Genomic DNA, 18,455 nt, shown 5'->3' on the forward strand with positions numbered 1-18,455 from the left:
GTTTTTGTATTTAGTGTCGGGTCAGACGTACTGCGCGGCAGCGTAGCCAGAGGCCCATGCCCACTGGAAGTTGAATCCGCCCAGATGCCCGGTGACATCCAGCACTTCGCCGACAAAGTACAGGCCCGGGCTTTTCAGCGATTCCATGGTCTTGGACGAAACTTCGCGGGTGTCGACGCCACCCAGCGTCACTTCGGCAGTGCGGTAGCCTTCGGTGCCGGCCGGGACGACTTTCCAGCTGCCCAGCTTCTCGGCGATGTCCGCCAGTTCGGCATGGGTGTACTGCTTCATCGGTTTGGAGACGAACCAGTTGTCCGCCAGCAGGTTGGCCATTTTCTTGGTGAAGATTTCGCCGAGCAGCGTTTTCAGTTCGCTGTTCGGGCGTTCGGCAGTCTGCTGTTGCAGCCAGCTTGCGGCGTCGTGATCGGGCAGCAAGTTGATCTCGACCGTGTCGCCCGGCTCCCAGAACGAGGAAATCTGCAGAATCGCCGGACCACTGAGGCCACGGTGAGTGAACAGGATGTTCTCGCGAAAGCTCTGGTCGTTGCAGCTGACCAGACAATCCACCGAGGTGCCGGACAGTTCGGTGCACAAATCCTTGAGCTGATCGGTGATGGTGAACGGCACCAGACCGGCGCGGGTCGGCAGCAGGTCGTGGCCGAACTGTTTGGCGACCTGATAACCGAAACCGGTGGCGCCCAACGTCGGGATCGACAGGCCACCGGTGGCGATCACCAGCGACTGGCACTGGATCTGGCCGAGGGTGGTGTCGAGCAGGTAACCGCCCTCGACCTTCTCGATGGTCTGGATCGAGGTGTCGAGGTGCAGGTTGACGCCGACCTGATCGCACTCGTCCAGCAGCATGCCGAGGATGTCGCTGGATTTGTTATCGCAGAACAGTTGGCCGAGCTTCTTCTCGTGATACGGCACGCCGTGCTTGGCGACCATGCCGATGAAATCCCACTGGGTGTAGCGGGCCAGTGCGGATTTGCAGAAGTGCGCGTTCTGCGAGAGGAAATTGCTCGGTTCGGTGTACATGTTGGTGAAGTTGCAGCGCCCACCGCCGGACATCAGGATTTTCTTGCCGGCCTTGTTCGCGTGGTCGAGCAGCAACACCTGACGCCCACGCCCGGCGGCGGTCAGTGCACACATCAACCCTGCGGCGCCAGCGCCAATGATCACGACTTCGGTAGAGCGCAAAACGGTGTCCTCACACAATGACCACGCAGATCGTTCCCACGCTCTGCGTGGGAATGCATCCTGTGACGCTCCGCGTCACGATTTAAAAGCGGACGCAGAGCGTCCATGGCGGCATTCCCACGCGGACGGTTCGACGCCTCGACGTGGGAACGATCATTTAAGCGTTCTTACAAAACCCGGACGCGCAGCGAACGGCCCTTGATCTTGCCGTTGTTCAAACGCTGCAGCGCCTGCATGACCACGGTGCGCTCGACGGCCACATAGGACTGGAAGTCAAAGATCGCGATCTTGCCGACCTGGGCGCCCGGGATGCCGGCTTCGCCGGTCAGTGCGCCGAGAATGTCGCCCGGACGGACTTTGTCCTTACGCCCGCCAGCGATGCACAGCGTGCTCATCGGCGGTTGCAGCGGGGCACCGCCCTGGGACTTGAGGTTGTCCACCTGATCCCAGTTCAGCGGGGTCTTCTGCAGTTGTTCGATGGCTTGCGCGCGGTGCGCTTCGGACGGCGCCACCAGGCTGACCGCGATGCCTTTCTCGCCGGCACGACCGGTACGGCCGACGCGGTGAATGTGGATTTCCGAGTCGCGGGCCAGTTCGACGTTGATCACCATGTCCAGCGCGTCGATGTCCAAACCACGGGCGGCAACGTCGGTGGCAACCAGTACCGAAGTACTGCGGTTGGCGAACATCGCCAACACCTGATCGCGGTCACGCTGTTCCAGATCGCCGTGCAGGCCGACGGCGGAAATGCCTTTGGAGGTCAGGTGATCGACGGTTTCCTGAACCTGCTGCTTGGTGAAGCAGAAGGCCACGGTGGAGGCTGGGCGGAAGTGATGCAGAACCTTGGTCACCGCGCTCATGCGCTCTTCCGGGGAAATCTCGTAGAAGCGCTGCTCGATCTGCGTGTCGTCGTGGAACGCTTCGGCCTTGACCGTTTGCGGATCGCGCATGAACTTCGACGCCAGTTGCTTGATGCCCACCGGGTAGGTGGCCGAGAACAGCAGGGTCTGACGGCGGGCCGGGGTCTGTTCGATGATGTCTTCGATGGCGTCGTAGAAGCCCATGTCGAGCATGCGGTCGGCTTCGTCGAGGATCAGCGTGTTGAGGCCGTCGAGGACCAGCGAACCCTTGCGCAGGTGCTGCTGGATGCGCCCCGGCGTGCCGACGATGATGTGCGCGCCGTGCTCCAGCGAGCCGATCTGCGGGCCGAAGGACACGCCGCCGCACAGGGTCAGGACCTTGATGTTGTCTTCGGCGCGGGCCAGGCGACGGATTTCCTTGGCGACTTGGTCGGCCAGTTCGCGGGTCGGGCAAATTACCAGCGCCTGGCAACCGAAGTAGCGCGGATTGATCGGGTTCAGCAGGCCGATGCCGAACGCGGCGGTCTTGCCGCTGCCGGTCTTGGCCTGGGCGATCAGGTCCATCCCCTTGAGGATCACCGGCAAGCTCTGCGCCTGGATCGGCGTCATCTGGGCATAACCGAGGGAGTCGAGGTTAGCCAGCATGGCGGCGGACAGCGGCAAAGTATTAAAAGCGGTGGCGATGGTGGTCACGGGACTGGCCTGCAAAACAAAATGTCGCGCAGTGTAGCAGCCTCTGGCCACTTTCCTCGAAAGTTCTGGACGAACGCAAAGCCTGTGACGAGGGCCGGTTCCCTCGCCACGCAGACCCCGGTCAATGCTCGATATGTTCTTCCCGGCGTTTGGCGCGCCTTCCGTCCTCTTTCGACAGCTGCGAGAAAATCGTCGCCGCCAGCATCGCCATGATCCCCACGGTCACGAACGTGAGCTGAAATGCGCCCAACACGGTCTCAACGCCGTCGTTGCCGACTTCCGCCGTAAAGCCGCCAAGCAGCGCACCGGCGCACGCCACACCGAGGCTCAGCGACAACTGCGCCACCACCGACAGCAGGCTGTTGCCGCTGCTGGCGCTGGCGTCGTCGAGATCGATCAGGGTCACGGTGTTCATCGCGGTGAATTGCAGCGAGTTGATCGCCCCGAGAACCGCCAGCAGGCACAGCAGCAGCCAGTACGGCGTCTGCTCGCTGACCAGACCCATGCTCGCCAGCATGATTCCCAGAAGCAGGGTGTTGCCGGTCAGCACGATGCGATAGCCCAAGCGCTCGATCAGTGGCCGCGCGCCCCACTTGGCAACCATCGCCGCAGCCGCCAACGGCAGCATGCTCATCCCGGCCTGGGACGGCGAGTAACCCAGCGCCACTTGCAACAGCAACGGCACCAGAAACGGCAGGGCGCCGCTGCCCAGACGGGCGAACAGGTTGCCGAGAATGCCGACCGCGAAGGTGCGGGTCTTGAACAGCGACGGCGCGAACAGCGGGTTTTCAATGTGCCCGGCGCGCAGCCAGTACGCCGCCAGACATGCCATGCCGCCGAACAGCAACAGCATCACCCGCAGGTGCGGCAGGTGCAGTTCGCCGAGGCCTTCCATGGCGATGGTGATCAGCACCATCGCCGCGCCGAACAGCAGGAACCCCAGGCTATCGAAACGCGTACGCTCGGTGCCGCGCAGGTCGGGGATGAATTTCCACACCGCGTAGCAACCGATGACGCCGACCGGCAGGTTGATCAGGAAGATCCAGTGCCACGTCAGGTATTCGACCATCCAGCCGCCCATGGTCGGACCGATCAGCGGGCCGAGCAGGCCGGGAATGGTGATGAAGCCCATGATCCGCACCAGTTCCGAACGCGGGTAGGCGCGCAGCACCACCAGGCGTCCGACCGGCAGCATCAGCGCACCGCCGAGGCCCTGGATCACCCGCGCGCCGATCAGCATGCTCAGGCTGCTCGACAAGGCGCAGAGCAGCGAGCCGAGGCTGAACAGCAGGATCGCGCCGAAGAAGATTTTCTTGGTGCCGAAGCGGTCGGCGATCCAGCCCGAGGCCGGAATCAGCAGGGCCACGGTGAGCATGTAGGCGATGATCACGCCCTGCATGCGCAGCGGGTCCTCGGCCAGATCCCTGGCCATGGCCGGCAGGGCGGTGTTGAGGATGGTCCCGTCGAGGGACTGCATGAAGAAAGCGATGGCGACGACCCATGGCAACCAGCGGGCGGTGATGGCGTCGAGAGGCGGGCGGTTGGGCATGGAACCTCTTGTGGGTTGTTGGATGATCGTTCCCACGTCGAGGCGTCGAACCGTCCGCGTGGGAATGCCGCCATGGACGCTCTGCGTCCGCTGTAAAGTGACGCGGAGCGTCACGGGATGCATTCCCACGCAGAGCGTGGGAACGATCAGGTCCGGGATTTACAGGGTCAGGGTCAATCGGCTCACCAGCGCCCCCGGCAACAGCGCCGACGAGGTATTGCGCTGGCTGTAGGTGCTCGCCGACAGCAGCAGCTCGCGCTCGGCGGTCAACGCTTCCAGCTGCGAACCCAGCAGGCTGTAGGCGCTGTCGTCGAAACGCATGGTGCTGACCGGCGCCTGAATCTCGCCGTTCTCGACCCAGAAGGTGGCAAACCGGGTCATCCCGGTCAGGCGCGCCGCCGGTTGATCGGAGAAGTTCAGGTACCACAGGTTGCTGATATACAGCCCGGTGCCCAACTGCTTGAGGATCTCGGCCTGGGGTAGGTCACCTGCGCCCATGTTCAGCGCGCTCGGCGATTCGCCACCGCCGGCGCCGTTGGCCGTCAGACCGTACTCGGCGGCACTGCGCGAACCGACCAACTGATCACCTGCCTTGCCTTCGATGATCAGCCGCAGATCGCTGCGCGGGTAACCTTCGCCGGAAAACGCCGGGCTCAGCGAGTCGCTGACTTTCTCGTCGAGGGACACCAGCGGGCTGAACGCCTGATCGCCGGCATACAGCTTCTGCAACGGGCTGCTCTTGCTGGCAATCGACTGCGCCGAGAAACCACCCCAGCACAACATGCCCATGATTTCTTCCAGGGCTGCGGGCGCCAGATAGGCGCGGTATTGGCCGGGCGGCAGGGTGCGCAGCGGTCGACCGAGAAACTCGAGTTGTTCGCGGGCCTGCTGGATGCGTCTGGCGAAGTCTTCGCTGTTCCAGTCATGCCCGGCGTAGCTGGCTTTCACCGCTTCACCGTTCTCATGGAACAGACTGAAATCGAAGTTGAAGCTGTTGGCCTGATGCCAGCCGAAAGCGCCGGAAGAGCTGGCAAAACCACGGCTGATCGGCCCTGCGGCATAGAAGCCGACCAGATCCAGGCCTTCGGCCGCCTGGGCGATTTCCGCCACCACCTGCTCGGTGTCCGGCAGCGGATGCTCCTGCACATTCTGGCTCTGCCAGCCGTTGTGGTTGAGCAACAGGTACGGATCCTGCGGCAGCAGCGGCAGGGTTTCGCGCAGTTGTTGCAAACCTTCGGCGAGGCGTTGCAGGTCGGTGGCCTGCTCACCGGACAGGGTAATGTGCAGGTCGGCATGGCGACCGTCGTCGATCAGTTTCAGACCGATACCGGCTTGCTGCACTTGCCCGGCCTGACGCACCCTGGCGTGGTTGAAGCGGACGAAGGCCGACGATTCGGCGTCGTAACTCAGGGTGAACTGTTCCGGCTCGCGCACGGCATCGCGCAGCCAGTTGACCAGCACCTTGAACGCCTCGGACGGGTTCTTGGAAATACTCATCAGGCGTCTCCCCCAAACACATCTACATTACTGAACACGCAGGCCGGCGAAGCGTGGCCGACGCGGATCACCTGGTTAGGTTCGCCCTTGCCGCAGTTCGGCGTGCCCAGCACCTTTGTGGTGCCGGCGTTGCCGACGGCGCGCAGGCTCTTCCAGAAGTGCGCGGAAATGCCCCGGTAGTTTGGATTTTTCACTACACCCTTGAGTTCGCCGTTTTCGATCAACTGGCCCCATTCGCAGCCGAACTGGAATTTGTTGCGTGCATCGTCGATCGACCAGGAACGGTTGGTGCTCATCAGAATGCCGTTTTCGATGCCGCCGATCAGTTGCTCCAGCGGCTGGTTGCCCGGCTCGATGTTGAGGTTGGCCATGCGGTCGATCGGTGGACGGTTCCAGCCGCAGGCGCGGCTGTTGGCGACGCCGTCCAGGCCCGCGCGAAATTGCGACAAGGCACCGCCCAATGGACGGACCAACAGGCCTTCGCGAATCAGGAATTGCTTGCTGGCGGCGGTGCCTTCGTCGTCATGGCCGTAGCTGGCGAGTTCTTCCGGGATGCCCGGATCGAACGTCACGTTGAGCAGTTTCGAGCCGTATTGCAGGCTGCCGAAATCCGCGGCTTTGACGAAACTGGTGCCGGCGTAATTGCGCTCGTCGCCGAGGATGCGGTCGAGCTCCAGCGGGTGGCCGATGGATTCGTGGATCTGCAGCATCATCTGGTCGGGCATCAGCAGCAGGTCGCGCGGGCCTTGTGGCGTATTCGGCGCGAGCAGCAGTTGCAGCGCCTGATCGGCGACTTGCGGGCCGGCACCGATCAGGCCGCAACGGCTGATCACATCGGCGCCGCCCTGCTGGCCGAAGTTCTCGCGACCGAGGCTGCGGGTCTGGCTGTCGTTGCCGTCGTAGGCGGTGACGCTCAGGCCCGGATAGACGAAACGCTGGGCCTGGCGCAATTCGGCGCCGGCGCTGCTCAGGTAGATCTGTTCGACGTGGGTGATGCCGATGCTCACTTCCCAGTTCACCAGGCGCTCATCCTTTGGCACCGAGGCGGATTCCGCGCCGAGCAGCTCGAAGCATTCGCTCAGGGACGGGAAGGGTTGTTCCAGATTGGGTGAAAAGTAATCGGCGCGGTCGCTGGACACCGGCTGCTTGCTCAAGTCGAGCAGGGCGTGCGGTTTGATCCGACGGGCCTGTTGTTCGGCACGCTCGAGGGCGGCTTGCAGGCCTTGTTGCGACAGGTCATTGGTCGCGGCGTAGGCTTCGACGCCGTTGACCCGGACGGTGAGCATCGCGCCTTCGTCGCGGCTCAGGCTCGGCGGTTCGGCAACGTTCTTGCGCACCGACAGGTACTGGCCGGATTCGCGTACATACCGCAGGGAAAAAAACTCGGCGCCCGTGCGCAAGGCAGCAAAGCGCTGCTTGAGCTGGGGGTGGAAATCGAACATCAGGGAACCTCCTTGTCATGGGAGCGGCGGCAAAGCGAATTCGGCGGGGAGGGGGAACGATTGGGCGAGGACTAGAGTAGGCCTGCGTGGGGGGGACTATCAAGGGTAGCGCCTGAGAGGGAAATACATTCTGTGAGTGACCGTCATCGCCGTCAGGCAAAAGGGGCGTACTTGAGCAAGCGTGTCCAAGGGCCCCTGGTCGGCTCTGCGGTAAAACTTCAGTTATTCAAATAGACGAATGCGAGTACGTAAATCAGCAGGCTGGCAAAGAAACCTGGCAGAATTTTTCGGGTTCTGGCCACGACGACAAATGTTCCGACTAACAGCAGCAGTTTCAGCGCATCCAGAATCTGAAACTGTTGCATCAGACTCGGGCCATCAAGCCTGGCAAATGCCGTGTCATAAATGATCACTCCCAACATCGCCTGGGCGCTGTAACTGACGAAGCGGTAAAAAGAACCTTCGGTGCGCGTCAACGCCGTGGTGTTTTTGAAAGCAAACGGTAATGCACGAAATGCAAACGCCGTGATTGCGGCAAAGCCGATCAGCATCCAGAGAGTCATTGCGAAGCCGTTCCTTGGCGAGTACGGGTATTTTCAATCATTACGAGCATGCCGCCGATCACAAACGGCGTAATCAGCAAGTTGTAGTCCTTGAAGAGCAACACCAGCAAAGGGGCACCGATGAATCCCAGCCAGTAGCTGGAGACCTCCATGTAGTGCGGCCAGTGCTTGCCGGCCAGCGCAGTGAACTGAAGTGGCAAGAGCATCGTCATGGCGGCTGCAACGGTCGGTGACGCAAAATCTGCGCCGGCGATAAAGCCGACGTAAGTGCAGATGATCGACAAGGCGAAGATGGGTGCGCCTACGCCAACAAAATACGCGAACGGGAAACTCGTCTTGTGCTTGAAGCGCGTTATGCATGCCGTGAAGATCGAGGGTGTCAGCAGTATCAATGACGCGAGAGTCTTACGCGTCGACGTCTGCTTGAGGTGCGGTGCCAACGTCGCTGAAAGCAAAACAAATCGGGCGTTGAGTGCCAGAATAATCGGGATCAGCAACCATCCGTCGTTGTAGTTTTGTATGAGTAGAAACTGTAACGGTGTCGAAAAAATCAACAGGGTCGTTGCCATCGTCTGACTCAATGTCAGCGCTTGAGCAGCGCCCACCATTCCGATGGATAAATACAGAAAAATGAACGCGATGCCGAAGGTGATAGCGTCGCGCCCTCCCGCCTTGAGCGTTTGCGCGAAGGTGGAGTCGGATGAAGACTGGCAGCCGTTCATCAAGCCGCTCCTCGGACTGCGTGCTTTTCGTCCAGCGAGTAATACTGCTTGCGAGGCCCTTTGCTGCGAAACAACAAGCGCGGCGTAGTGGTCAACGTCGAAGTTGCGGCTTGCAAGCGAACCTCATCGGCGCTGATATTCAGAGTGGGGCGAGCATGCAATATCTTGTTATTGGCAACGATCAGGAACGTGCCGGTCTGCGCCGTGGAGACATTGCACTTGGCAGTGGGCAGCCCTGCGCGGATTTTGTCCAACACCTCTTGACCGCCGTTGAGCGCACGCATTCGCTCGCCGCTGTGAATGTCGATACGGAAATCAAGTGAAAACCGGTAGCCATACAGTTCACTGTATTCAACGACATTTCGAACGCGCTCTTTTGAGCCTTTGACGTTTTTACCTGAAACGAAAATCGCCTGCATGCCAAGTAAGGTTTGAATTTCTTCATCATCAAGTGATAGCAGCAAGTCGGCTGGAAAATAATAGGCGGTCGGCGTGCGAGTAGTGTCCCGGCACACCGTGAGTGCAAGATAGTCAACGTCCAGGCTTTCATACAAGTCATCTGAGTGCGGGGTGATGTCCCCGTAACCATTACCCCATTCCCGATACTTTTCAGCGGAGGGTTTCATGTACAGCGCTTTATGGTCTTCGTATTCGTACTTGATATCAGTCAAGTGGAACAGGTCGGCCAGCGCCTCATGGACGGTGAGGGCCAGTGCGGGGCAGTCGATGCTGAAAATATTTCTGATGCACACCGCGGCAATGCCTTTGTTGGTGCCGACCTGGTCAAAGTAGAGGGTGTCTTCCGGGTGGAGATAATTAATGAATAAATTTGTAAGTTGTATTTTTAGGGTGTGCAGGTTTTGACCCTTGTTCTTTTTCCACCACGACTCGATAACGCCGCTTAAATAGCTGAAGTCCAAAGTGATGGTTTTTTCTTTGGATAATGCATGCCGAAAGAAGCTGGCGGACATATTCTCATTTGCGTAGTTGAATGGCATTGTTCTTCCTTGGTTTGTACTTTGGAGGCGCGCATTCTAGTGTGTTTGATCGAGAGGTAAAGTTGGTAAGTATTGCGAGTTTTGTTCGGCTGAAGTTGCACTTTTAAATAGTAGGGAGGGTTAAATAAAAAACCGCCAGCCTCTGAAAGAGGTGGCGGTTTTTAGTGGCGGTGCCAGTAGGTTGTCAGTGAGCGGCAGGCGTTACATCACGCATCGCCTTGCCTTTCACCGGCGCATCGCCAGCGACATAGTACGGTGCGTTGCTGCGCGGCAACGGCTGGCGGCCACGGATCTTGTCGGCGATTTTCTCGGCGATCATGATCGTCGGCGCGTTCAGGTTGCCGGTGGTGATGATCGGCATGATCGAAGCATCGACCACACGCAGACCCTGCATGCCATGCACGCGGCCTTCGCCATCCACTACTGCCATTTCGTCGGTGCCCATCTTGCACGAGCAGGACGGGTGGAACGCGGTTTCGGCGTGCTCGCGGATGAACTTGTCCAGCTGCTCATCGGTTTGCACTTCGATGCCCGGGCTGATTTCGCGGCCACGGAAGGCGTCCAGTGCAGGCTGTTGCATGATTTCACGGGTCAGGCGGATGCCGTCGCGGAACTCCTGCCAGTCCTGCTCGGTGGCCATGTAGTTGAACAGGATGCTCGGGTGCTGACGCGGATCCTTGGATTTGACCTGGACGCGACCGCGGCTTGGCGAACGCATGGAACCCATATGCGCCTGGAAACCGTGCTCTTTCACACCGTTGCTGCCGTTGTAGTTAATCGCCACCGGCAGGAAGTGATACTGGATGTTCGGCCACTCGAATTCCGGACGGGTACGGATGAAACCACCGGCTTCGAACTGGTTGCTGGCGCCGATGCCGGTGCCGTTGAACAGCCACTCGGCACCGATGGCCGGCTGGTTGTACCAGAGCAGCGACGGGTACAGCGAGACCGGTTGGGTGCAAGCGTATTGCAGGTACAGCTCGAGGTGATCCTGCAGGTTTTCACCGACGCCCGGCAGATCGTGAACCACCGGAATGTCGAGGCTTTCCAGCAGTTTCGCCGGGCCGACGCCGGAGCGTTGCAGCAGTTGCGGCGAAGCGATCGCGCCGGAGCAGACGATGACTTCCTTGCGGGCGCGGGCTTCAACACGTTCTTCAGCGGCACCGACCAGGTAACGCACGCCAACGGCACGCTTGCCTTCGAACAGAACCTTGTCAGTCAGGGCGTGAGTGACGATGGTCAGGGTCGAACGCTTCTTGGCCACGTCCAGGTAACCACGGGCGGTGGAAGCACGGCGGCCGTTCGGCGTCACGGTGCGGTCCATCGGGCCGAAGCCTTCCTGCTGGTAGCCGTTCAAGTCTTCGGTACGCGGGTAACCGGCCTGCACGCCAGCTTCAACCATGGCGTGGAACAGCGGGTTGTTGCCCGCTTTCGGAGTGGTCACGCTGACCGGACCGTCGCCGCCGTGGTAGTCGTTCGGGCCGATGTCGCGGGTTTCCGCTTTGCGGAAATACGGCAGGCAATCGAGGTAGGACCAGTCTTCCAGGCCTGGCAGTTTCGCCCAGCCGTCGTAGTCCATCGCGTTGCCACGGATGTAGCACATGCCGTTGATCAGCGAGGAGCCGCCAAGGCCCTTGCCGCGACCGCATTCCATCCGGCGACCGTCCATGTGTGGCTCCGGATCGGTTTCGTACGCCCAGTTGTAGCGACGGCCTTGCAGTGGGAATGCCAGGGCTGCCGGCATCTGCGTGCGGAAATCGAGACGGTAGTCCGGGCCGCCGGCTTCGAGCAGCAGGACGGTGACGCCTTCGTCTTCAGTCAGACGGGTCGCCAGGGTGTTACCGGCAGAGCCGGCACCGACGATGATGTAATCGAATTCTTGGGACATTGAATGCACCCTCTTTAGATGTGGTCAGATCGGGCCTCGGCGAGTGCTATGCACTCGAATCGCTGGCAAGCCAGCTCCCACAGGGATTGGGAGTTGCCACGGATTTGATGGACGACCCCAAACCTGTGGGAGCGGGCTTGCCCGCGAAGAGGCCCTCGCAGGCAATACGAGACTCGGGTCTTAGAACACCGAGACGTAATCGCCCAGCTCGACCTGTACCGATTTGATGCGAGTGAAGTTGTTCAGCGAGCTGATGCCGTTCTCACGGCCCACGCCCGACTGCTTGTAACCGCCAACCGGCATTTTTGCGTCGGACTCGCCCCAGGCGTTGATCCAGCAGATACCGGCTTCCAGCTGATGAATCACGCGGTGGGCGCGGTTCAGGTCGCGGGTGACGATACCGGCGGCCAGGCCGAAGTCGGTGTCGTTGGCGCGGCGGATCACTTCTTCTTCGGTTTCGTAGCTCAGGATCGCCATCACCGGGCCGAAGATTTCTTCACGGACGATAGTCATGTCGTCGGTGCAGTCGGTGAACACGGTTGGAGCCACGAACGCGCCTTTGGCGAATTCGCCGTCGGTCAGACGCTCGCCACCGCACAGAACGCGGGCGCCTTCTTCTTTACCCTTGGCGATGTAGCCCAGCACGCTTTCCATGTGCGGGAAGCTGACCAGCGGGCCGAAGTTGGTGTTTTCGTCTTCCGGGTTGCCAACGCGGATGCGGGCAACGCGCTCGACGATCTTGGCTTCGAAAGCGGCTTTCAGGTGGCTCGGCACGAACACGCGAGTGCCGTTGGTGCAGACCTGACCGGAGCTGTAGAAGTTGGCCATCATGGCGGTGTCGGCGGCGCGATCCAGGTCGGCGTCGTCGCAGATGATCAGCGGGGACTTGCCGCCCAGTTCCATGGTCACGTCTTTGAGCGACGAAGCCGAAGCGCTGGCCATGACCTTCTTGCCTGTGTCGGTGCCGCCGGTGAAGGAGATCTTCTCGATGCGCGGGTGCTCGGTCAGCCAGGTGCCGACTTCACGGCCGCTGCCGGTCAGTACGTTGAACACGCCGTTCGGAACGCCGGCTTCGGTGTAGATTTCGGCCAGTTTCAGGGTGGTCAGCGAGGTGACTTCGCTTGGCTTGAAGATCATCGCGTTACCGGCCGCCAGGGCTGGAGCGGATTTCCACAGGGCGATCTGAATCGGGTAGTTCCACGCGCCGATACCGGCGACGACGCCCAGCGGCTCGCGACGGGTGTAGACGAAGGAAGTGTCACGCAGCGGGATCTGCTCGCCTTCGATGGCGGGTACCAGGCCTGCGTAGTATTCCAGTACGTCGGCGCCGGTGACGATGTCGACGTATTTGGTTTCGGAGAAGGCTTTACCGGTGTCCAGGGTTTCCAGGGCAGCCAGTTCATCGTTGCGCTCGCGCAGGATGTCGACGGCGCGACGCAGGATGCGCGAACGCTCCATGGCGGTCATCGCGGCCCAGATTTTCTGGCCCTTTTCGGCGCTGACCACAGCGCGCTCGACGTCTTCCTTGGTCGCGCGTTGCACCAGTGCGAGGACTTCACCGTTAGCCGGGTTGATGGCTTCGAAGGTGGCATCGCTGCCGGCGTCGGAGTACGCGCCATCGATGTAGAGTTTTTGCAGTTCGAAACGGGCCATAGTGTCCTCGCAAGTGCATTAGTGGTTGGCGTTGGTCACCGGGTGAGCCATGTAGCTGTGGCATCGCTGGTCGGTGACAGTTCAGGGGCCGAGCGTTTTTTCTGTGCTCTAGCTCACCTGCTTGGCCAATTGGAAATCCATGTATTCGTAAGCGATCTGTTGCGCCTGCGCAGTGTCGAAAGCGTCTCCCGACAGCGCGCCGCGCAACCACAAACCGTCGATCAGAGCTGCCAGTCCACGGGCGGCGGTGCGCGCATCTTCGAGCGGCAACACACGGCGGAACTCGCAGCACAGGTTGGAATACAGACGGTGATCGTTGATCCGCTGCAACCTGTGCAAAGACGGCTGGTGCATGCTGGTGGCCCAGAAGGCCAGCCAGGTTTTCATTGCCGGGCCATTGACCTGGCTGGCGTCGAAGTTGCCTTCGATGATCACCTGCAGATGCGCCCGGGGGCTGCTGTCTGCCAGCGCCTGACGGCGCGCGGTGACGTTCTCGCTGAGGACGCTCATCAGATACCGCATCGTGGCGGCAATCAGGCCGTTCTTGTCCTGAAAATAGTGACTGATGATGCCATTCGAGACACCGGCCAAACGGGCGATCAGCGCAATGCTGGCGTCCCCCATTCCGACCTGATCAACCGCCTGCAAAGTGGCTTCGATCAGTTGTTGGCGGCGGATGGGTTGCATACCGACCTTGGGCATCTTGCACATCTCCTTAGGCCTTCCGACGGACGACAAACGCCGATCGGATTGAGGGCCAGTCTATTTTGTTTTGATTGAACGTTCAATCAACAAAGAATAAGATCTGCGACAAATCGTCGCTGCCTACAGAATTTTCTTACGTGTAAGTGGCGATAAAACCGACATCCGAAAATGCTCGAAACCTGCGCGGGGCAAGGCGCGGTTCGACGTTCGATGGACGTGTTGAATGGGCAAGACGCTCAAGGCCAGGTTTCGGATGAACGTCCAAGCCTCGGCCACGACGGCGATTCGCGGTGCCAACTCTGCAGGTTCGGGCTTTTTTCGGGGTGTCTTTATATCACCCGCCGGTCGGCTGCCAACTAACCGATTGGTCGGGTTCCGTGTTGCCTTGTGTTCTTCTCTCGCACTGCCTGGAGCATTTGTGCCATGAGTTCTGCCTCGCTAATAAAGACCCCGCCCGAGAAGGTGACGGTCAACGGTTGGGTGTTCTACACCTCTACCGCGCTGATTCTGTTGTTGACCGCCATTCTGATCATCGCCCCGCAAGAGGCCGGCAGAATGCTGGGAGTGGCTCAGGCCTGGTTGTCCCGCAGCTTCGGCTGGTACTACATGGTGGTGATCGCCGCTTACCTGGTGTTTGTGGTGGGCCTGGCGTTTTCCTCCTACGGCAAACTCAAACTGGGTAGCAAGGACGACACCCCGGACTTCAGCTACGGCGCCTGGGCCGGGATGCTGTTCTCGTCGGGTATCGGTATTTCGCTGCTGTACTTTGGCGCCTCCGAGCCGCTGGATCACTACTTCAATCCGCCGGAAGGTGCGTCCGCGACCAACATGGCGGCACGTCAGGCGGTTCAGCTGACCTTCCTGCACTGGGGCCTGCACGGCTGGGCGATCTACGCGCTGGTCGGTCTGGCCGTGGCCTATTTCGCTTACCGTCATAACCAGCCGCTGGCCCTGCGTTCGGCGCTGTACCCGCTGGTGGGCGAGCGTTGGGTCAAGGGCGCAGCCGGTCATGCGGTGGACGGCTTCGGCATGTTCGTGACCCTGCTGGGTCTGGTGACCAACCTGGGGATCGGCTCGCTGCAAGTGTCCTCGGGCCTGGAAAACCTGTTCGGCATGGAACACAGCAACACCAATCTGCTGATCGTGATCATCGTGATGAGCACCGTGGCGACCATCGCTGCCGTGTCCGGTGTGGAAAACGGCATCCGTCGTCTGTCCAACCTCAACATCATCCTGTTCAGCGGCCTGCTGATTTTCGTTCTGCTGTTCGGTCCGACCCTGCACTTGCTCAACGGCTTCGTGCAGAACATCGGCGACTACCTCAACGGCGTGGTGCTGAAGACTTTCGACCTGTACGTCTATGAAGGCGACAGCGAGAAATCCGACCGCTGGCTGGGCCTGTGGACGCTGTTCTACTGGGCCTGGTGGATTTCCTGGGCCCCATTCGTCGGCATGTTCATCGCGCGGATTTCCCGTGGTCGTACCGTGCGTGAACTGGTGGCTGGCGTGTTGCTGATTCCGCTGGGTTTCACCTTGGCGTGGCTGTCGATCTTCGGTAACTCGGCGCTGGATCTGGTGATGAACCAGGGCGCGGTGGAACTGGGCAAGACGGCGCTGGAACAGCCGTCGATGGCGATCTATCAGTTGCTGGAACACTACCCGGCGTCGAAAGTCGTGATCGGTGTTTCGATCTTTGTTGGTTTCGTGCTGTTCCTGACCCCGGCCGACTCCGGCGCGGTGATGATGGCGAACCTGTCCTGCAAGGGCGGCAACGTCGACGAAGATGCCCCGCACTGGCTGCGGATCTTCTGGTCGGTCGTGATCACGCTGGTAACCATCGGCCTGCTGTTCGCCGGTAACTTCGAAGCCATGCAGACCATGGTGGTGCTGGCCGGTCTGCCGTTCTCGGTGGTGCTGGTGTGCTTCATGTTCGGCTTGCACAAGGCGATGCGCCAGGACATGCAGATCGAACAGGAGCAGGCGCAACTGGCCGAGCGCGGTCGTCGTGGTTTCAGCGAGCGCCTGACCCAGCTGGATCTGCAACCGAGCCAATCGGTGGTTCAGCGCTTCATGGACAAGCACGTCAGCCCGGCACTGGAAGATGCCGCTGCGCAAATGCGTGCACAGGGTCTGGAAGTGCAGACGCTGCTGGGCAAGTCCAAGCGCTGCATGGGCGTGCGGGTCGAGATGGAAGAGGGCAACCCTTTTGTCTACGAAGTGAGCCTGGACGGCTACCTGGCGACCCCGAGCGAGTCGGTCCAGTCCGATGAAGCGCGCCAGCGTTTCTACCGCGCCGAGGTGTACCTGCACAACGGCAGCCAGGACTACGACTTGATGGGCTTCACACAGGATCAGATCACACGCGATGTGCTCGATCAGTTTGAAAGCCATCGGCAGCTCCTTGGCCGGGTGTATAGCTGAGTTGTAATTCAGGATCGTTCCCACGTCGAGGCGTCGAACCGTCTGCGTGGGAATGCCTCAAGGGACGCTCCGCGTTCCAGCCACGCTGCCGATTTCACGCTTGGCACCAATGGGACGCGGAGCGTCCCGGGCTGCATTCCCACGCAGAGCGTGGGAACGATCAAAACAAAAACGCCGCGATCTCTCGCGGCGTTTTTGTGTCTGCTCTCTTTACCCCAGGTTCTTGCCGAGCAGTGCGTGATACAGCTCGCTGTCCCCGAGAATCCCCACCACATGGTTGTTGTCGTGAAGCACGAGTTTGTTGCCGGTCTGGTAACGGATCTGCAACGCGTCGCGCATGCCGATGTTCGAGTCCACCAGCGTCGGTTTGCGCTCCAGCCCTTCCACGGCTTGCCCCGGCGCCCAGTTCTGCAGGTTCAGCACCGAACCGTTTTGCCGCGCACCTTTGATGGTGTTGCCTTCGGCCAGGTCCAGCCACGAATCGCCGCCCGGATCCAGACACACCGAGCCGTTGATGCGTTTGCAGTTGTCCAGGGTGCGCATCAGGCTGCGACCGCACAGCACGTTCAGCGGGTTGGTGTGGGCGACGAAGGTGCGCACGTAATCGTCCGCCGGGTTGAGCACGATCTCTTCCGGCACGCTGTACTGGATGATCCGGCCGTCTTTCATGATCGCGATGCGACTACCCAATTTGAGCGCTTCGTCGAGGTCGTGACTCACGAACACGATGGTCTTGCTCAGCTTGCGTTGCAGTTCCAGCAGTTCATCCTGCAGGCCCTGACGGATCAGCGGGTCGAGGGCGGAAAACGGCTCGTCCATCAGCAGAATGTCGGCGTCCATCGCCAATGCGCGGGCCAGGCCGACACGCTGCTGCATGCCGCCGGACAGCTCGTTGGGCTTCTTGTTGCGCCACTGGGTCAGGCCCACGAGCTCAAGCTTGTCGTCGACCAGTTTGCGGCGTTCTTTCTCGGGGCGGCCCTGCATTTCCAGACCGAAGCTGATGTTTTCGCGCACGGTCAGCCAGGGCATCAGGGCGAATTTCTGGAACACCATCGCAATGCGCTTGGTGCGCATCATTTTCAGTTCGGCAGGGCTGCAGGACGCGATGTCGATCTGCTTGCCTTCGTGCTCGACGAACAGCTTGCCGCGGCTCACGGTGTTGAGGCCGTTGATGCAGCGCAGCAGGCTGGATTTTCCGGAGCCGGACAGGCCCATCAGTACACAGATCTCGCCCTTCTCGATATCCAGGCTGGCCTTTTCAACGCCGACAATCTGCCCGGTCTTTTTCAGGATCTCGTTACGGGTCATGCCCTGATCCAGCAGCTTGAGCGCCTCGCGTGGATCCCTGGCGAAGATAACGTCAACGTTATCGAAGCGAATAATGCTCATGCGTCACCCCCTACTTTGGCGTCGGGTTGTTTGCAGATACGGTCGAGCATGATCGCCAGCAGTACGATCGCCAGGCCCGCTTCGAAGCCCAGGGCGATATCAGCAGTGTTCAGTGCGTTGACCACCGGTTTGCCGAGTCCGTCGGCGCCCACCAGTGCCGCGATCACCACCATCGACAGCGACAGCATGATGCACTGGGTGATGCCGGCAGCGATGCTCGGCATGGCGTGAGGCAGTTCGATCCGTGAAAGCAGTTGGCGACGCGAGCAGCCGAAGGCCTTGCCGGCGTCCATCAGTTCTTCCGGGACATCGCGGATGCCCAGGTAGGTCAGGCGGATCGGCGCGGCGATGGCGAACACCACCGTCGAGATCAGGCCCGGCACCACGCCCAGCCCGAAGAGGGTCAGGGTAGGAATGAGGTAAACGAAGGTCGGTACGGTCTGCATCAGATCGAGTACCGGCCTCATCAAAGTGTAGAACATCGGTTTGTGCGCGGCGACGATGCCCAGCGGCACGCCGATGACCACGCAGACCAGGGTCGCGAACATGACCTGGGCGAGGGTTTCCATGGTTTCCTGCCAGTACCCCAGGTTTAGGATCAGCAGGAAGGAGGCGACCACGAACGCGGTCAGGCCCCATTTGCGTTGAATGAAGTGGGCCAGCAGGGCGATGAGGCCGATCAGCACCAGCGGGTTGAACCAGGTCAGCGCAAACGTCACGCCGTGGATCATCGTTTCCAGTGTCACGGCGATTGCGTCGAAGGTGTTGGCGCCGTGTTGCGTCAACCATTCAACGAAGCCCGCGATGTACTGGCCTAAAGGGATTTTCTGATCAATCAGCATGGTAGTGAACGTCCGCATGCAAGGAAATAAACA

The 18,455-nt window shown here is 60.6% G+C and carries 14 protein-coding genes; 1 reads left to right on the plus strand and 13 read right to left on the minus strand.

Going from position 1 to position 18,455, the window contains the following annotated elements; all coding sequences use genetic code 11:
- Window positions 1–21: 21 nt before the first annotated feature.
- From CAF77_RS02825 to betI, 11 genes are all read right to left on the minus strand, one after another.
- Window positions 22–1,200: an NAD(P)/FAD-dependent oxidoreductase gene (locus tag CAF77_RS02825; RefSeq protein WP_064380191.1), complete on the minus strand. Its 1,179-nt coding sequence runs from the start codon at window positions 1,198–1,200 to the stop codon at window positions 22–24.
- Window positions 1,201–1,367: 167 nt separating this feature from the next.
- Window positions 1,368–2,753 carry an ATP-dependent RNA helicase DbpA gene (dbpA, locus tag CAF77_RS02830; RefSeq protein ID WP_007959732.1) on the minus strand — a complete coding sequence of 462 codons (1,386 nt, stop codon included), beginning with the start codon at window positions 2,751–2,753 and terminating at the stop codon, window positions 1,368–1,370.
- A gap of 121 nt (window positions 2,754–2,874) precedes the next feature.
- The gene (gene mdtD, locus CAF77_RS02835) at window positions 2,875–4,302 is read right to left on the minus strand and encodes a multidrug transporter subunit MdtD (protein ID WP_011336310.1); all 1,428 of its coding nucleotides are present in this window, start codon (window positions 4,300–4,302) and stop codon (window positions 2,875–2,877) included.
- A 159-nt stretch (window positions 4,303–4,461) separates the two neighbouring features.
- Complete coding sequence (locus CAF77_RS02840; RefSeq protein ID WP_064380194.1) at window positions 4,462–5,799, minus strand: TldD/PmbA family protein; 1,338 nt, start codon at window positions 5,797–5,799, stop codon at window positions 4,462–4,464.
- Window positions 5,799–7,241 carry a TldD/PmbA family protein gene (locus tag CAF77_RS02845; RefSeq protein WP_064380197.1) on the minus strand — a complete coding sequence of 481 codons (1,443 nt, stop codon included), beginning with the start codon at window positions 7,239–7,241 and terminating at the stop codon, window positions 5,799–5,801. The genes CAF77_RS02840 and CAF77_RS02845 overlap by 1 nt, the downstream gene beginning before the upstream one ends.
- 218 nt (window positions 7,242–7,459) lie before the next feature.
- The gene (locus CAF77_RS02850) at window positions 7,460–7,804 is read right to left on the minus strand and encodes an AzlD domain-containing protein (protein WP_064380199.1); all 345 of its coding nucleotides are present in this window, start codon (window positions 7,802–7,804) and stop codon (window positions 7,460–7,462) included.
- Window positions 7,801–8,526 carry an AzlC family ABC transporter permease gene (locus CAF77_RS02855; protein ID WP_064380201.1) on the minus strand — a complete coding sequence of 242 codons (726 nt, stop codon included), beginning with the start codon at window positions 8,524–8,526 and terminating at the stop codon, window positions 7,801–7,803. The genes CAF77_RS02850 and CAF77_RS02855 overlap by 4 nt, the downstream gene beginning before the upstream one ends.
- Entirely contained in the window at window positions 8,526–9,524 is a 999-nt protein-coding gene (locus CAF77_RS02860) for a hypothetical protein (protein ID WP_064380204.1), read from the minus strand. Before CAF77_RS02860 ends, CAF77_RS02855 begins: the two co-directional genes overlap by 1 nt.
- 184 nt (window positions 9,525–9,708) lie before the next feature.
- Window positions 9,709–11,412: a choline dehydrogenase gene (gene betA / locus CAF77_RS02865; protein WP_064380206.1), complete on the minus strand. Its 1,704-nt coding sequence runs from the start codon at window positions 11,410–11,412 to the stop codon at window positions 9,709–9,711.
- 180 nt (window positions 11,413–11,592) lie between these two features.
- Window positions 11,593–13,065 carry a betaine-aldehyde dehydrogenase gene (betB, locus tag CAF77_RS02870; protein WP_064380209.1) on the minus strand — a complete coding sequence of 491 codons (1,473 nt, stop codon included), beginning with the start codon at window positions 13,063–13,065 and terminating at the stop codon, window positions 11,593–11,595.
- Between the two features lie 108 nt (window positions 13,066–13,173).
- Window positions 13,174–13,767: a transcriptional regulator BetI gene (gene betI / locus CAF77_RS02875; protein WP_011336305.1), complete on the minus strand. Its 594-nt coding sequence runs from the start codon at window positions 13,765–13,767 to the stop codon at window positions 13,174–13,176.
- Window positions 13,768–14,250: 483 nt separating this feature from the next.
- On the opposite strand from betI, the gene CAF77_RS02880 reads away from it, so the two are divergent.
- Window positions 14,251–16,191: a BCCT family transporter gene (locus CAF77_RS02880; protein ID WP_223290698.1), complete on the plus strand. Its 1,941-nt coding sequence runs from the start codon at window positions 14,251–14,253 to the stop codon at window positions 16,189–16,191.
- Between the two features lie 210 nt (window positions 16,192–16,401).
- Here the strand turns inward: CAF77_RS02880 and choV are convergent, their stop codons facing one another.
- Both choV and choW read right to left on the minus strand, forming a co-directional pair.
- A complete protein-coding gene (gene choV, locus CAF77_RS02885; RefSeq protein ID WP_064380211.1) occupies window positions 16,402–17,580 on the minus strand; it encodes a choline ABC transporter ATP-binding protein in 1,179 nt (392 codons plus the stop codon).
- The gene (gene choW / locus CAF77_RS02890) at window positions 17,577–18,422 is read right to left on the minus strand and encodes a choline ABC transporter permease subunit (protein WP_064380213.1); all 846 of its coding nucleotides are present in this window, start codon (window positions 18,420–18,422) and stop codon (window positions 17,577–17,579) included. Before choW ends, choV begins: the two co-directional genes overlap by 4 nt.
- Window positions 18,423–18,455 lie beyond the last annotated feature (33 nt).

It is taken from the genome of Pseudomonas sp. R15(2017), assembly GCF_002112685.1.
GTDB classification, from domain to species: Bacteria; Pseudomonadota; Gammaproteobacteria; order Pseudomonadales; family Pseudomonadaceae; genus Aquipseudomonas; species Aquipseudomonas glycinae.